Genomic DNA, 15,700 nt, shown 5'->3' with positions numbered 1-15,700 from the left:
TAATTTTCTATTTTAAAGTTCTACATTTATACCCACTGAGACGGTTCTTGGATTAGGATAAATACTTAAGCTATATTCCCCAATTCCTTCGGGGTCAAAACCTCGCCATTTAGTCCATGTGGTTAAATTTTCGCCTTGTAAGAAAATTTTTAGAGATCTTACAGCTGTATCCTTTAGCAGTGTTTTCGGTACCGTATAGCCTAAGGTCAAGGATTTTAATTTCACAAATGCCGTACTGTAAAGATAACGATCAGAATCTGTATCCATTCCTGAATTTTTAGCTTTTAAAGAGGGCATAGAAGCATTCATATTATTGGGAGTCCAAGACCCTAACATATCCGAAGAAAGATTAGTAATCCCTATGGCACTCGCATCGTATAACCAAGATAAAGTATTATCCATCTGCCAAGATTTGGCTTGCCAAGAAAATAAAGCATCCAAATAAAAACCTTTATAGCTGGCATTTACGCCAAAGCCCCCTTGATATTTAGGATAATAACTTTTTCCAGTCTTAAATCTGTCTTGGTCTGTAGGTGCTTCTGTAATACTTCCATCCTTGGCATAAAATTGCATTTCTCCGGTTTTCTTATTAACACCAGCATAACGATACAAATTCCATTGATAAGCCAGATTCCCTACTGAATTAACAATAGTGTTACCCGATAATAGTTGATCCCCTTCCTCTAATTCTACGATCTTGTTTTTATTATATGCCGCATTTGCAAATACCGATAATTTATAATCCTGATGGTTTAAGATATAATATCTTAGCATCAGTTCCAACCCCATATTTTTAAGTTTTCCATTATTTGCATCAATTTCATATTGTCCGGTGATGGCCGAAAGCCTCAACTTATTAAACATATCATCTGTACTCTTGACATAATAATCAAATGTTCCCTCCAGTGTTCTGTTCAGTAATCTGAAATCTACCCCCACATTGAATTGCGCTAATTTTTCCCAATGAAGATTTGGATTGCCTAACTGCGCAAAGTAATAACTTGGCATATTCAAGTAACCTTTACCAAAATCATTTAAGTCTGTACCTAAATGAATTGCTGAGAACATTGGGTTCAAATTATTGATCGGTGGTATTAAATTCTGATTTCCTTGTGTTCCATAAGAAGCTCTTAGTTTTAGCATATCAAAAGTAGAATCTGCCATAAAGAATTCCTTATCAACATTCCATCTACCAGCTAGTGACCAAAACGTTCCCCACTTGTTAGCTTTTGTAAATCTATAGGTACCATCTCTCCTTACTACTCCACTAAAACCATATTTACCACTATAATCATAATCCGCTGTTAGAAAGTATGCAAGAGATCCTGCGTTAATTTTTTGTGCTTCAATTTTCGGAATATATTGGTTTTGATTTTCAGGATTAAAAGGAACATATCCTGTACCTGATCCTGGTCGCCAATTGTTTGGGTTTAATCCTGTTTGCTCTTGGCTTTTGAATAAATAATGAGCTTTAATATATTCAAAATACCCGCCTAATTCTACACTATGATCGGCAAAACTCTTCTGGAAAGTAGCATTTAAAACATTGTTAAAAGTAAAATCTTTGGTATCTGTCATTAATTCTGACCCGGTAAATTGAATATTCAATTTTTGCCGCTCATCAATAGCTAAATAAGACCACGGCGCCTGAGCAAATATTAGATCGGATTGTTTATAATCAAATCCTAATTTATTGCCTATGGAAAAGTCATCGTTTATTTTATATTTAATCGCCGTATTGGCTAAAATACTATTTTCATCGGTATAAGAGGGAAAATTACCTGATCTTACATAATCTTCCAGCAACCAAACGAATCTATTTTCATTCGTATTTGACCCTATTTGATTAAACATATCTTGTCCACTCGAAAACCGAGCCTTAGGAAGAGTGGGATCTCCCAATAAATAACCATGCAAAGGATTTTGTACAATATTGGAATTCAGCGATTCTTGGGTTTCTTGCTCAAGTTCGTTTCTTCTAGAATAACCTAATGCAATTTGTGTATTATAAGTAAGTTTACCATTATTAGACCTCCCATTAATATTATTTCTAAAAGTAAAACGCTTAAAGTCTGTGGTTCGCACCATACCTTCTTGTTCTAAATAACCGATAGAAGAATATACCGAAACATTTTTACCTCCAATTCTAAGTCCTAGATTATGTTGCTGTGTGAGAGCCGATCTAAAAAAAACCTTTTTCCAATCTGTGTTTATCGCATTATTTTCAATTTCCCTATCCGTAATTTTAACACCAGATAATTGCTTTATTTTTAAGTATTGCGTAGCATTTGATAAATGATATTTCTGAGCGGGCAACGTAGCTACACCAGTAGTAGCGTCATAACTTATCACTAAGCCCGCATTAAATTTACCAGTTTTAGTGGTAATGACTACTACGCCATTCGCTCCTCTGTTACCATATACAGAAGTAGCAGCAGCATCCCTGAGAACCGAAATCGTCTCAATATCATTTGTGTTCAAATTTCTGAATTGAGTTGCACTGGTGGCTAAACCATCTATAACATATAGAGGATCAGAAGATGCATTTAAAGAAGATAGTCCCCTTACCATAACACTTATTTTTCCAGAACCAGGCGTTCCCGATGAAGAATTGATGCTGATTCCAGGAGCTTGACCTTGCAATGAATTCAAAAAAGATGCATTAGGTCTATTCTCCAATGCTTCAGCCGAAACAGTTGTAGATGATGCAGTGGATTTTGCTTTAGTAGCCGTTTTACTATATCCTAATACTACTACCTCTTCAATATTTTTTGTCGAGACCGTAGTATCCCTCTTTGTTTTTTGTGCTACTGCATTTTGTCCTAAAAAGAACAAAACCCCAGCACCCAAAACCCTAATATTCACATTCATATTAACATTTTTTTATATTTAAACAGGCAAATGTGTTAAAAAATATTAATATGTGCAAAATTTTTTTTTAGACTCTAAGAATCAAATAAATTCAAAATAACTGAAACATATATATATTGATAAATACTTCACAAAAACTACACATTTAACTAAAAAAATAGCCCTTAAAATAATTGTATCTACAAAAAAATAATAAAAGCTCGCTTCGCCCAAACCTAAGACTTTTATCATCTATAAATGTTATAATCAATCCTAAAGTAAAATTCTAATATTCATGACATATATACATTAAAATAAGTTAAATAAGACACTATCCCATTAAGTGTGCAAGTTAAAAAGTTAGGCTTGGATTTTTATAACCTGAGCCTTTTATCAAAAATAAGGATAAGTTGGTTTAAAATTAATCCCCAATTTTGGATTGGCATTGCCGATTTCTTAGTGGTTTCTTTTAATGCCAAATAAACAGATTTCAAAATGGCATCACTGTAGCGGAAGACATTTTATTTTTGGTATATTTTCTGATTTTTCCATTCAGATTCTCAATTAAATTGGCTGTTTAAATTATTTTTTCTAATTTGAATGGGAAACTCAAAAAGACGGTTAATTCGTCCCAATTGTTTTTCCATGATGGTGGCGTATAGGATATTTGCTTTCCCATTTTGCTTAAAAATTATCCAAAGCAGCTTGAGCAGCTTTTTTTTGTAGCGGCGGTGTAAATATGCTTCATATCGGCGGAGCATTCTTTTCTGCTTCCATACGACGTATTTGCAAGCATTTCTAATCTGATGGACAACACGAATTTGGGTTTGAGATTTGCGGAAAACACCACCAACGGTTTGGGTAAATCTATTTAAATGATAGGTAGTGGTGATGAGAATATCTTCCACATCTCGAGCTTTTAAATCTGTGAAAACACCCATCCAGAAGGCTGAACTTTCACTTTTTCCAAGCCACATACCTAATACTTCCTTTCTGCCATCACGATTGAGTCCAACAGCCAGATAAATGGGCTTATTAATGACTTTGGAGTTTTACCTTGAAAACAATTCCATACATCCAGACAATCAGATATAAATCTTCAAGAGGACGGTTCTGCCAACCCTCCCCTTCACTTGATAAAGCATTGGTAACACGTGATATAGTAGATGTAGAGACTTCTAAATCATACATTTCACGGATCCGTTCTTCAATATCACTTACGCTGATTGCTTTGGTATAGAATGAGATGATGATGTTTTCCAAATCATCAATAATATTGTGTCTTTTGTTTACTAATGCAGGCGCAAAATTTCCTTCACCATCCCTTGTAATTTTAATTTCAGACTCTCCAAACGATGACTTTATTTTCTTACTTCCATGTCCGTTGCAGTAATTTCGAGTGGTAGATTTCTGATGTTTTTCATGATCCAGATGAGAGTCTAAGTCTGCATCAAGCATATGTTCTACAGTTCGTTTGTGTAATTACTTGAAGAAGAACGTTAATGCTTCTTCATTTTTAAAAGGATTTGTAAAAATCTTTGTTGTTTAAGAAATCCTATTTCTCCATCATAACGATGTAATGCTTAAAGTTAATCAAAAGTTATTTTCGTGATTTTTTTTTCAGCTCTAAGAAATCAAAATTTTCCAGAATATTTTTTTTAAATCACACAGTTGGTGGGACAATACTTTTTAAAAATCTTTTATCATAAAAACTGGGTTTATCAAATGATACAAAAAATTAAGGTGGGCTTCTAAGCCCACCTTAATTTTTATTTACACAGTTATTCTTAAGCGCCTTGACTATCAGCCATCAGCATATACAAAATAACTGCTAAGATAAGGTATTATATTAACGACATCTAGTAACCCGGATTTTGTTTAATCTTTTGATTACTTTTCTGAATAGTAGAATTTGAGATTGGCCACTGCCATTTATAATTGCCTACCTCCAGATTTTGTCGTGCAGAAGCTTCTCCTTTACCATTAGCATAAAATCCTTTGCCCGATCTATTTACACTTAATCCTAGCCTTTTCAGGGTATACCATCTATCATTTTCAAAAGCTAACTCAAATCTTCTCTCTTGTAAAATAGCCTCCAACAAAGATGTGCCGGATTCATTACCAGGAGTATAACCTTCATACCTCTGAGTTCTCAATTCATTTAATAAGGTGAGGGCAATAGAGAATTTACCCTTTCTATAAGAGGCCTCTGCAACATTTAATAATACTTCAGCAGATCGAATGTATTTAATAGGCACTACTCCTAAGCTCCCCCCTACTGAGGCCCATTTGGTAATATGATTATAGGTGTTCCCGAGGTAATCACTTGTCGTATAATATACTTTTTTTCTAATATCTTTATCCGAATAAGAATTAAAAAAATCATAATCTACTACATATTCACTTCTATATCCATCTTTAAGCAATTGATTATATGCAAAACCAACAGTCACTCCTTCCGATGGTGAGTTTGCAATTTGAAATAAAACACCATCAAAACTAGTACTTGAGGTCGTTTTCCAAACACTTTTAAAATTATCTATAGAAGTAATACTCGGAGATATTCCCAAGGATAATTGCCCATATTTTATAGTATTTTCGTAGTCCCCTTTATATAAATATACTCGTGAAAGAATTCCATAAATAGCCGATTTACTCAATCTCGATTTATCTGTGTCATTCTGCGTTATATTATTGGCCGCAAATAATAAATCTGCTATAATCTTATCATATACTTGTTCTACACTTAAGTCTCTGGTTCCGGATTTATTATCTGGATTAAAGATTTCTTTATATCCTATTCCAATTGATTTGTTGGCATCCGATGACTGAGTAGGAATTTTGCAGTAAGTCCTAACGATATCAAAATGTGCGATTGCGCGAATTCCTCTTGCTTCTGCCTCAATATTTTTTTTAGCCGCTCCCGTTAATACTCCATTATTAATATATTTAAGCACAAAATTCGCTCTTGAAATTACGTGATAAGCTGCTATGAATAGAGATGTTACTTGATCATTATCCGCGTCAAACTCAAAATTAGAAGCGGCTTTATTTGATCCTCTTCCATTCATATTCATTACGGCATTATCGGAAATTATATCCGCCATAATTATTTGCCCACCCCCTTTTTTATCACCTTTATAATAGCCCTCATCCTTAAATGCTGAATAAGCTCCATCCACGGCAGCTCTAAATGATTCTGGTCTATTCATTGCAATAGAGTTTTCCTCTGAAGACGAAGAAATCTGATCCAACTCCCTCTCACATGAATTCAAAACTAATGCTCCCAAAACAACAAACAAACTCAACTTTATGATATGTTTTTTCATTTTATACGAAATTTAAATTATTAAAAGTCTAACTGTATTCCCATCAATACTGTTTTCGTCATAGGATATGTATATAAATTATACGCTCCCGGAACGAAAAGCATCGGTGCATCAGCCGACCCTAGAGACACCTCGGGTTCTCCATGAAACTTCGTCCATGTGACTAGATTTTGCCCTTGAATATACACCCTCATCTTATTAACAGGAGCTCCTTCTCCTAGAAAAGATTTATCAAAAGTATAGCCTAAAGTTAAGGTTCTAAATCTTAAATAATCATTTTTTTCTATAAATTGATCGGAATCTTTTATCCCTCCACCTCCGTTATTAATTCTTTGAAAAACTCCATTATCTCCGGGGGCTTGCCAAAAATTGGCAGCTTCTTTTGCGACATTCCATCCTCTAACTGCAAAATCTGGGTCTACTGCCATCTGCCACATATTATTGTAAGTATAGCCTCCAAGTTTAAATACAAAATCCGCATCTAAATCAAATCCTTTGTACTTAAAAGAAGTACCAAATCCTCCAAATGCCTTAGGAAAAGGAGTTTTACCTTTTAATAGCACCGCATCCGCTGGATTATAGGTAGTTGTTATCTCTCCACTTTTCGTATAATATTGTGCCGCTCCGGTTTCAGGATTGACACCTGCAAAACGAACATTGTAAAATGTATATGGAGCTTCCCCTACTGCTAAATTAGTGTAACCTAAATACCGCTCTCTTTCTCCATCAGCTAATTTATCCAATCTACTTTTTTGCCATGAACTGTTGGCTCTCAATGCCCAACTTAAATCCTTTGTTTTAATGATATCCGCTGAAACTTGAACTTCTAAGCCTTTTTGAGTTATATTACCCGCATTCGTATAGGCTGAATAGCCTCCTTCATCATCGGAGAATGGAAGAAGTTGAATAAAATCTTTTCTCTTATTCTGATAAACTTCTACGGCTCCGCGAAGTCTTCTTCGCATAAGACTAAAATCAACTCCTAAACCCGTAATTTTATTGGTTTCCCATTTTACATTCGTATTACCTTGTATGTTATTATTGTTTGTATCTCTAAAAGGATAAAGGGTAGGATATGTTCCATAAATACCATATGAAACATTGGAGACATTAACGTATTCAATAATATTCGCGTCATTACCCGTAGTACCATACGATACCCTTAACTTCAGATCATTGAATAAATCTGTTTTAAAAAACTCCTCTTGAGCAATATTCCAAGCACCACTCACAGACCAAAATGTTCCATATTTATTGTTTTCTCCAAATTTTGAAGAGCCATCTCTTCTTATAGACCCAGAAACAATATATTTTTTAGCATAATCATAGTTTAAAATTCCTGCATAACTCATCAGTGAGGATATTGTTTTTTTTCCGGTATATCTACTTCTGTCAGAAGGGAGCGTATTATCTGGTACATCCAAATTGGGAGATTTAAAACCTATAGCACTAGCATTTAAGGTTTCCACAAAGTTTCTGTTAAATTCTGTAAATGCTAATACATCGATTGTATGTTCCCCTATATTTTTATGATAATTTAAGCTGTTATTAAAGGTGTAATTAAAGGTATAAAAAGAATTCGTACTAAGGCTACCCGTTGGTTTCCCATAAAGCACAAGATCTAATGTAGATCCTTTAGATATTTTGTTTTTAGCATAGTACCAATCATACAATCCGTTAAATGTGGTTTTAAACTTAAGATCATCGAATATTTTATACTCTCCATACACCGTTGCAGGCAATCTAAATCTTTTCTCATTCATGGTATATGTTCTAATTTGCTCCACAACATTTGATCCTGCAGACATTGTCTGATTATATGATCCATCGGAATTATAAACAGGTTCAAATGGTGCGTACATATACATAGCTGCAAATGGATTTTGGGAATTAAATCGATCTAGAAAATTATTAGTCTCCTGAAACTGAAACCCTAAGTTTACCCCAACTTTAAGCTTTTTTGTTAATTGATTAGAAAAGTTGAATGTCCCCGTATATCGGTCAATACCCTTAACATCTTTCAATATCCCAGTATCACTATCATATCCTAAGGAATAATAAAAAGTATTTTTATTAGATCCTCCCTGGGCTGTCAATAGAAAGGACTGAACTGCAGAATTCCTCAAAAGAGTGTTTTGCCAATTATGATTATATAAAGCCAACCTATCTATCTCTTGCTTTGAACGTTGCTGAAAACCTAAAAAACCAAGCTTATTCTGAAAATTCAATAATTCATTCGCATTCATCATACTAAAATTATTGTCCTTTAATTTTTCAGAATAACCGTATTTTGATTCCACAAAGAATACAGTTTTCATATTTGCCCCACTCTTTGTGGTAACCACCACCACGCCATTTGATCCCCGAGCCCCATAAATAGATGTTGCTGCAGCATCTTTAAGAATTGATATAGACTCTACATCCGCAGGATTTATAGCACTAAACTGTCTAGCCGTCATATACATTCCATTAACAATATAAGCAGGCTCCGAAGATCCTCCTACTCCACCCACACCTCTAACAAGAATGGTAGCTGTAGATCCGGGTTGACCGGTATAACTTTGGACAAAAACACCGGCAGCCTTTCCTTGCACTGCGTTCCCTATAGATGTTGTAGGGGCATTCTGCTTAAGCTGATCACCACTCACTACAGAAATAGCCTGAGAGACTGTTGCCTGCTTTTTCTTTTGATAACCGGTTACCACTACCTCTTCAATGTTTTTAGTCGAAGTCGCTGTATCACGCTGTATCTTTTGTGCAAACATAATTTGCCCTAAAAAGAACAAGACGCCTGCACTCAAAACCTTAATTTTCAAATCCATATTAACATCTTTTAATATTTAAACAAACAAATGTGTTAAAAAACATTAACATATGCAAAATTATTTTGATTGCGTGAAAATACTTATGAATAAATACCTTTTAAAGACTTTTTATTGCCTAAACCCCCGAAAAAAAGCAAATTTATTCCCCAAATAAATAAAGGCATCTAAAATTTTTTTTAATATAAACATAGCATTCCTTTCAAAACGACACAATTTACACATACGAATAAGCCATGTTATGGAGATATCAAGATCACATGATTTTTTAGAACACAATAATCTGTATCTCTATTGATTATATAAAAAGGGACTGTATTTAAGAAATACAGTCCCTTTAATTTACCTGTTGCTGCAGAGCAATCCAGCTGATTTATTTTAGCTTTTTCTTTACAGATATTTCTTCGTAAACTTCTAACACATCGCCAATTTCGATATCGTTATAGCCTTTAATATTCAATCCGCATTCATAGCCTTTGGTTACTTCTTTTACATCATCTTTAAAGCGTTTTAAGCTCTCCAGCTCTCCGGTATACTGGACGATTCCCTCTCGAATTAATCGAATCTTAGAGTTTCTGGTTATTTTTCCACTCAAAACCATACATCCGGCAATAGTTCCGACTTTAGAGATTTTAAAGGTCTCTCGAATCTCCACATTTCCAATCACCTGTTCTTTAATTTCCGGAGACAACATCCCTTCCATGGCTTCTTTAACCTCATCAATCGCATCGTAAATAACAGAATAGGTTCTGATTTCAATCTCTTCCTTGTCTGCTAAGTCCTTAGCATTGCTGCCTGCTCTAACATTAAAGCCAATGATAATCGCATCTGAGGCAGAAGCTAATAACACATCCGATTCTGTAATCTGCCCTACCCCCTTGTGGAGTATACTGATATGTATCTCTTCAGTAGATAGCCTTTGTAACATATCAGAAAGTGCCTCTACAGAGCCATCAACATCACCTTTTAGGATAATATTCAATTCCTTAAAGTCTCCCAAGGCTATACGACGCCCAATCTCGTCGAGAGTCAGATGTTTTTTAGTTCTAATGGTTTGTTCTCGCTGAAGCTGCTCACGCTTAGTAGCAATGCTTTTGGCTTCTCTTTCATCTTCAAAAATCCTAAACTTATCGCCTGCTGCAGGAGCTCCATCCAAACCGAGAATCGTCGTAGGTATAGAAGGTCCGGCTTCTTTCATCGGTTTTCCTCTTTCATCCAACATCGCTTTTACTTTACCATGATTTTTCCCGGCCAATACATAGTCTCCGACTTTAAGTGTACCATTTTGCACCAACATAGTAGCTACATAGCCCCTTCCTTTATCTAAAGCAGCTTCAATCACTACCCCTGAAGAATTCTTATGCGGATTCGATTTTAAGTCTAATAACTCGGCCTGAATTAATACTTTTTCTAACAGTAAATCCACATTATTCCCAAACTTAGCAGAGATTTCTTGAGACTGAACATTTCCTCCCCATTCTTCGACTAAAATATTCATGCCCGATAACTGTTCCCGAATTCTATCAGGATTCGCATTTGGCTTATCTACTTTATTAATAGCTATAATCATGGGTACGCCTGCGGCTTGGGCATGAGCAATAGCCTCTTTGGTTTGTGGCATCACATCATCATCAGCAGCAATTACAATAATAGCAATATCAGTAACCTGGGCTCCGCGTGCACGCATGGCTGTAAAAGCCTCGTGTCCTGGCGTATCTAAGAATGTAATTTTTTCACCACTCTCAATCTTCACATTATAAGCACCAATATGCTGGGTAATACCACCTGATTCTCCTGCAATTACATTGGCTTTACGAATATAATCCAAGAGAGATGTTTTCCCGTGATCCACATGCCCCATTACAGTAACGATAGGTGCACGTTTTTTCAAGTCTTCCTCTGCATCGACTTCTTCTTCTAAAGAGGCATCATCTATATCTGCATCAGAGAACTCTATTTTATACCCAAATTCATCGGCTACTAAGGTAAGTGTATCAGCCTCTAAACGCTGGTTCATGGTTACCATTACTCCTAAAGAAAAACAAGCAGAAATCACTTCGGTAGGGCTCACATTCATAAGGCTTGCCAATTCGCTTACAGTAATAAATTCGGTAACTTTAAGCGTTCTGTCTTGTGCTTCTAACTCCTGCTGAAGTTCATCGCGCTCTTTTCTGAAGGATCTTTTTTCTCTTCTATGCTTCGCACCTTTAGATTTTCCTCCTTTATTGGTAAGCTTTTCTAAAGTTTCTTTAATCTGATTTTTAACTTGCTCGTCCGTCAACTCAACAGGCATAACCTTATCTCGCCTATTATTGTTATGACCGCCTTTCTTAGCTCCACCTCGGTTATTTCCACCCTGCTGGTTCCCTCTATTAAAAGGTTTTCTATCGCTGTTATTATTAGTGTTTCCACCTTGGTTATTATTCTGAGCCTGATTGCCTCCTCCTTCTTTGGTAATTCGTTTTCTCTTCTTTTTAAAAGAGCTATCCGTAGTATTTTCTTTTTTAGGTTTTTGCTGAAACTGAGATAAGTCTACTTTTTCTTTTAGAATCTTAGGCCCATCGAGTTTTTGATAAACTGTTTCAATTTTTTGAGGCTCTTGGGGTACCAAAGGCTCAACAGGTTTGCTTTCGCGTACTTTCTCAATAGGTGGTTTTACGATGTGTTTTTCCTTATGCACCTTAGGGGTTTCTTTTTTTACAGCTTCTGCTTTTTTGTTTTTTTTATCAGAATGCTTAGGCCTATCCGATTTAATCTGAGATAAATCTATTTTACCTAAAACTTTAAATTCCTGCTCCTGAGGTGGAATGACCTCTGGCTTTTCAGAAATGGGCTCCTCCCTGTCGGTTTTCACTTCAGGAACTGGTGGAGTCACTACTTCTTCGGAAGTTTTGGGCTTATCGATTTCTCCTAAATCAATTTTCCCTAAAATTTTTGCGCCCACCTGGGGTGCTGCTTTGGCTCTTATCACCTCAGGCCTAACCTCTTCTTCTTCGATTTCCAGCTTTTCCTCTGGAACCTTAGAGATGACGACCTCATGGGAAGCTTTCTTCTGTTCACCATCTTTGCGGAACTCAGCTTCCAATGCAGAAAATGCCTCGCTTTCTAATAGAGCGTTGGGATTACTTTCCACTTCAATTCCTTTGGACTGCAGATATTCTACAGCTCTGGGGATAGAGATGTTAAGTTCCTTTACCGCTTTATTCAATCTAATTTTTGGCATAAAAAATATTCGTTCTTTTGAATTTTAAAATTCGTCGTTATTATAAAATTGGGATTAAGATTCGGATTAGTCCTCTAATTCTTCTCTTAAGATTTGTTTTACTTCTTCAATGGTTTCTTCTTCAAGGTCTGTCATCCCCACAAGCGCATCTGTTTCTTTATCTAATACGCTTCTTGCGGTCTCAAGACCTACTTTTTTAAACTCATTAATAATCCATTCTTCGATTTCGTCAGCAAATTCTACCAACTCAACATCGTCACCTTCCTCCTTATCTCTGTATACGTCTATATTATAACCGGTTAACCAAGATGCAAGACGGATATTCTGTCCTTGTTTACCGATAATCTTGGAGATATCCTCGGCAGGAGCATACACCAGAACGTGAGCTTGCTCCTCATTCATATCGGTCTTTTGAATATTTACATTTCCTAAAGCTCTTTTTACCAGAATTTCCGGATTTTTCGACCATTGGATAACGTCAATATTTTCATTTCTTAGCTCTCTTACTACCCCATGAATCCTAGAACCTTTAACCCCCACACAGGCCCCTACGGGATCAATTCTATCATCATACGCATCTACCGCTATTTTAGCTTTCTCTCCAGGTATTCTGACTACTTTTTTCAGAATAATGGTTCCATCTTGAATTTCTGGAATCTCGAGTTCTAATAATTTTTCTAAAAACTTAGGCGCCGTTCTGGAGACTACAATTTGAGGTTTTACCCCCTTAAAATCCACACTTTCAATTACGGCACGCACACTATCTCCTTTTCTGAAAAAGTCTGAAGGAATTTGATTTTCTTTTGGTAAAATAAACTCATTTCCTTCATCATCTAGCAAAATTACATGTTTATGACGAATATGATGCACTTCTCCTACTGCAATCTCCCCAATTCTATCTCGAAACTGTTCATACAACATGGCATTATTATGTTCCTGTAGCTTGGTTGCAAGAATTTGCTTAAGTGTAAGTATATTTCTTCTTCCCAGCTGTGCTACAGGGATTTCCTGAGTAAAATCCTCTCCAACTTCAAAAGTAGCATCAATTTTTTTTGCCTCAGAAATTTCAATTTCTAAATCATCATCCTCAGACATCTCATCCTCTACAATTTTTTTATTGAGAAAAATCTGGAAATCTCCTTTATCTGGATTAACGATCACATCAAAATGATCGTCAGAATCATATCTTTTTCTTAAAAGAGTCTTTAAAGAATCTTCAATAATAGCCATAAGATCAATTTTACTGATCCCTTTTTCATCTTTAAAATCCCCAAAGGACTCGATTAATGCTATATTATTTATGTTGCTCATCTTTTTTATTTTTCTTTACCATCAAAATTTAATCACCACTAGGGCTTTTTTCACCTCTTTTATTGGAATGATTCTGTCTTCAACCACATCTTCTTTACCTTTTCCAATGAGTTTGGGACGCCTATATTTTAGTTCTAAAGTGAGAGAGGTATCATCCACAAACTTCAAATGACCTTTGATTTTCGTATCATCATGTAACAATACTTCCAGTTCACGCCCTATATTTTTAGCAAATTGCCTTGGCAACTTCAAAGGCTCAGAAAGTCCCGGAGACATTACCTGCAGACTAAAATCGTGTTGCTCGCGGTCCAGTTGAAACTCAATCGCACGACTTACATCCAAGCAATCTTGAAGACTTACACTCTGATCTCCATCTATCACCACTGTAATATTGCTATCGACAGAAATTTTAAGCTCAATTAAAAATAAATCTTGCCTAGTTTCTAGATATTGATTGACCAAATCTTCTACACGCTCTCTAAATTCCATATTCTATCTTTATGCTTACGAAAAAAGGCTTTCTTCCGAAGGCCTTTACATCTAAATTCCGTAAAACTTCTGCAAATATAGACTTTTTTTTTAAAAATAACAAACATACCCACCATAAAACCAACTGCTTAATCCCAAAATAGGGGCAAAAATCACCTTATTAAGAAAAATACAGTAACCACTTCGTGCTTAACCAAAATGCTTTATTTTTTATAAAAGATCATATACCATATACAAACCTAAAAATAAAAATGGAAAAATAAAAAACACAAATTAGTTTATTTAGTATTTTTGCCCATTATACTTTAAAGAAAAAACATTGAATATTACGATAGTTGGAACAGGTTATGTAGGCCTTGTTACAGGGACGTGTTTAGCCGAGTTAGGTAATTCAGTATACTGTGTAGATATTGATGAAAAAAAAGTCGCAGACATGAAAAACGGCACCGTTCCGATATACGAGCCCAATCTAGAAGAAATGTTTTTGCGCAATATCCAAGCAGAACGCCTCCATTTTACCACCGACCTTGGTGAAGCCTTAGAATGTTCGGAAATTATTTTTTTGGCCCTACCCACTCCTCCTGAAGAAGACGGTTCGGCAGATCTTTCCTATATACTTAAAGTCTCGGAAAACATTGGTAAAATGATCACCCAATATAAAGTTATCGTTAATAAAAGTACTGTTCCGGTAGGCACTGCGGATAAGGTGAAAGAAACTATTGCCGCGCTAACCTCCGTCGAATTTGATGTGGTCTCAAATCCAGAATTTCTTCGTGAAGGTTTCGCAGTAGAAGATTGCATGAACCCTTCTAGAGTTGTAATCGGTACCAGTTCGGAAAAAGCAAGAAATTTAATGGCCAGCCTATATGCTCCTTTCAGCAATATTGGTATCCCTATTATCTACATGGATGAAAAATCCTCAGAGCTTACCAAATATGCTGCGAATTCATTCTTAGCCGTAAAAATTACTTTTATGAATGAAATCGCAAATTTCTGCGAAAAGGTAGGCGCCGATATTGATAAAATAAGATTAGGAATGGGGGCTGACAACAGGATAGGCCATCGTTTTTTATTCCCTGGAATAGGTTACGGAGGGAGTTGCTTCCCTAAAGATGTTAAAGCTCTTATTAAAAGTGGAAAAGAACAAGATTATAACTTTGAGATATTAAAGGCTACCGAAAAGATCAATCAAAAACAAAAAACCATACTCATTCCAGCTCTAGAGCAATATTTTAATGGTGAGCTTCAAGGTAAAAAAATTGCCATCTGGGGTCTAGCATTTAAAGCCAATACGGATGATATTCGCGAGGCTTCTTCACTCGACAATATACACTTATTACTAGAAAAAGGAGCAGCAGTCATCGCTTTCGATAGTGTCGCTGAAAATAATGTAAGAAAAATATTAGGAGATAAAATAAGCTATGCACAAGATATGTACTCCGCTTTGGAAGGAGCGGATGCTTTACTCATTTGCACCGAGTGGCTAGAGTTTAAAAATCCTAACTTTGATCTAATGGCAAAAAAACTAAAACATAAAGCTATATTTGACGGACGAAATATGTTCTCTACGCAATTGGCTTCCCAACACGGTTTCTTCTACAAAAGTATTGGAAGAAATACCGTAGAATGAGATATTATAAAAAAAGAAATTAAATAATTGATTTTTAATTTAATAA

At 35.6% G+C, this 15,700-nt stretch carries 7 protein-coding genes and 1 pseudogene; 1 reads left to right on the top strand and 7 read right to left on the bottom strand.

Going from position 1 to position 15,700, the window contains the following annotated elements; genetic code table 11:
- Positions 1 to 12: 12 nt before the first annotated feature.
- The 7 genes and pseudogenes from GNY06_RS11950 to rimP form a co-directional block, all read right to left on the bottom strand.
- The gene (locus GNY06_RS11950) at positions 13 to 2,871 is read right to left on the bottom strand and encodes a SusC/RagA family TonB-linked outer membrane protein (RefSeq protein ID WP_166520280.1); all 2,859 of its coding nucleotides are present in this window, start codon (positions 2,869 to 2,871) and stop codon (positions 13 to 15) included.
- Between the two features lie 353 nt (positions 2,872 to 3,224).
- Positions 3,225 to 4,386, bottom strand: a pseudogene (locus tag GNY06_RS15800) (IS256 family transposase).
- A gap of 323 nt (positions 4,387 to 4,709) precedes the next feature.
- Positions 4,710 to 6,179 (bottom strand): RagB/SusD family nutrient uptake outer membrane protein, encoded by a 1,470-nt coding sequence (locus GNY06_RS11940; protein ID WP_166520279.1) that lies wholly within the window; start codon positions 6,177 to 6,179, stop codon positions 4,710 to 4,712.
- A gap of 20 nt (positions 6,180 to 6,199) precedes the next feature.
- Complete coding sequence (locus GNY06_RS11935; protein WP_166520278.1) at positions 6,200 to 9,001, bottom strand: SusC/RagA family TonB-linked outer membrane protein; 2,802 nt, start codon at positions 8,999 to 9,001, stop codon at positions 6,200 to 6,202.
- Positions 9,002 to 9,374: 373 nt separating this feature from the next.
- Positions 9,375 to 12,224 carry a translation initiation factor IF-2 gene (infB, locus tag GNY06_RS11930; protein WP_166520277.1) on the bottom strand — a complete coding sequence of 950 codons (2,850 nt, stop codon included), beginning with the start codon at positions 12,222 to 12,224 and terminating at the stop codon, positions 9,375 to 9,377.
- A 66-nt stretch (positions 12,225 to 12,290) separates the two neighbouring features.
- Positions 12,291 to 13,526: a transcription termination factor NusA gene (gene nusA, locus GNY06_RS11925; RefSeq protein WP_166520348.1), complete on the bottom strand. Its 1,236-nt coding sequence runs from the start codon at positions 13,524 to 13,526 to the stop codon at positions 12,291 to 12,293.
- 30 nt (positions 13,527 to 13,556) lie between these two features.
- A complete protein-coding gene (gene rimP / locus GNY06_RS11920) occupies positions 13,557 to 14,024 on the bottom strand; it encodes a ribosome assembly cofactor RimP (RefSeq protein ID WP_166520276.1) in 468 nt (155 codons plus the stop codon).
- Positions 14,025 to 14,343: 319 nt separating this feature from the next.
- Between rimP and GNY06_RS11915 the strand changes: the two genes are divergently transcribed.
- The gene (locus GNY06_RS11915; protein ID WP_166520275.1) at positions 14,344 to 15,654 is read left to right on the top strand and encodes a UDP-glucose dehydrogenase family protein; all 1,311 of its coding nucleotides are present in this window, start codon (positions 14,344 to 14,346) and stop codon (positions 15,652 to 15,654) included.
- The last annotated feature ends 46 nt before the right edge of the window (positions 15,655 to 15,700 follow it).

This window comes from Elizabethkingia argenteiflava, from assembly GCF_009904105.1.
GTDB classification, from domain to species: domain Bacteria; phylum Bacteroidota; class Bacteroidia; order Flavobacteriales; family Weeksellaceae; genus Elizabethkingia; species Elizabethkingia argenteiflava.
Note: the sequence above shows the minus strand (reverse complement) of the source record. Positions and strands in the feature narration are given on the sequence as shown.

Bases quoted from the DNA above. Each gene is read 5' to 3' on its own strand.
- GNY06_RS11950 (WP_166520280.1), bottom strand. From the start codon at position 2,871: ATGAATGTGAATATTAGGGTTTTGGGTGCTGGGGTTTTGTTCTTTTTA.
- GNY06_RS11940 (WP_166520279.1), bottom strand. From the start codon at position 6,179: ATGAAAAAACATATCATAAAGTTGAGTTTGTTTGTTGTTTTGGGAGCA.
- GNY06_RS11935 (WP_166520278.1), bottom strand. From the start codon at position 9,001: ATGGATTTGAAAATTAAGGTTTTGAGTGCAGGCGTCTTGTTCTTTTTA.
- infB (WP_166520277.1), bottom strand. From the start codon at position 12,224: ATGCCAAAAATTAGATTGAATAAAGCGGTAAAGGAACTTAACATCTCT.
- rimP (WP_166520276.1), bottom strand. From the start codon at position 14,024: ATGGAATTTAGAGAGCGTGTAGAAGATTTGGTCAATCAATATCTAGAA.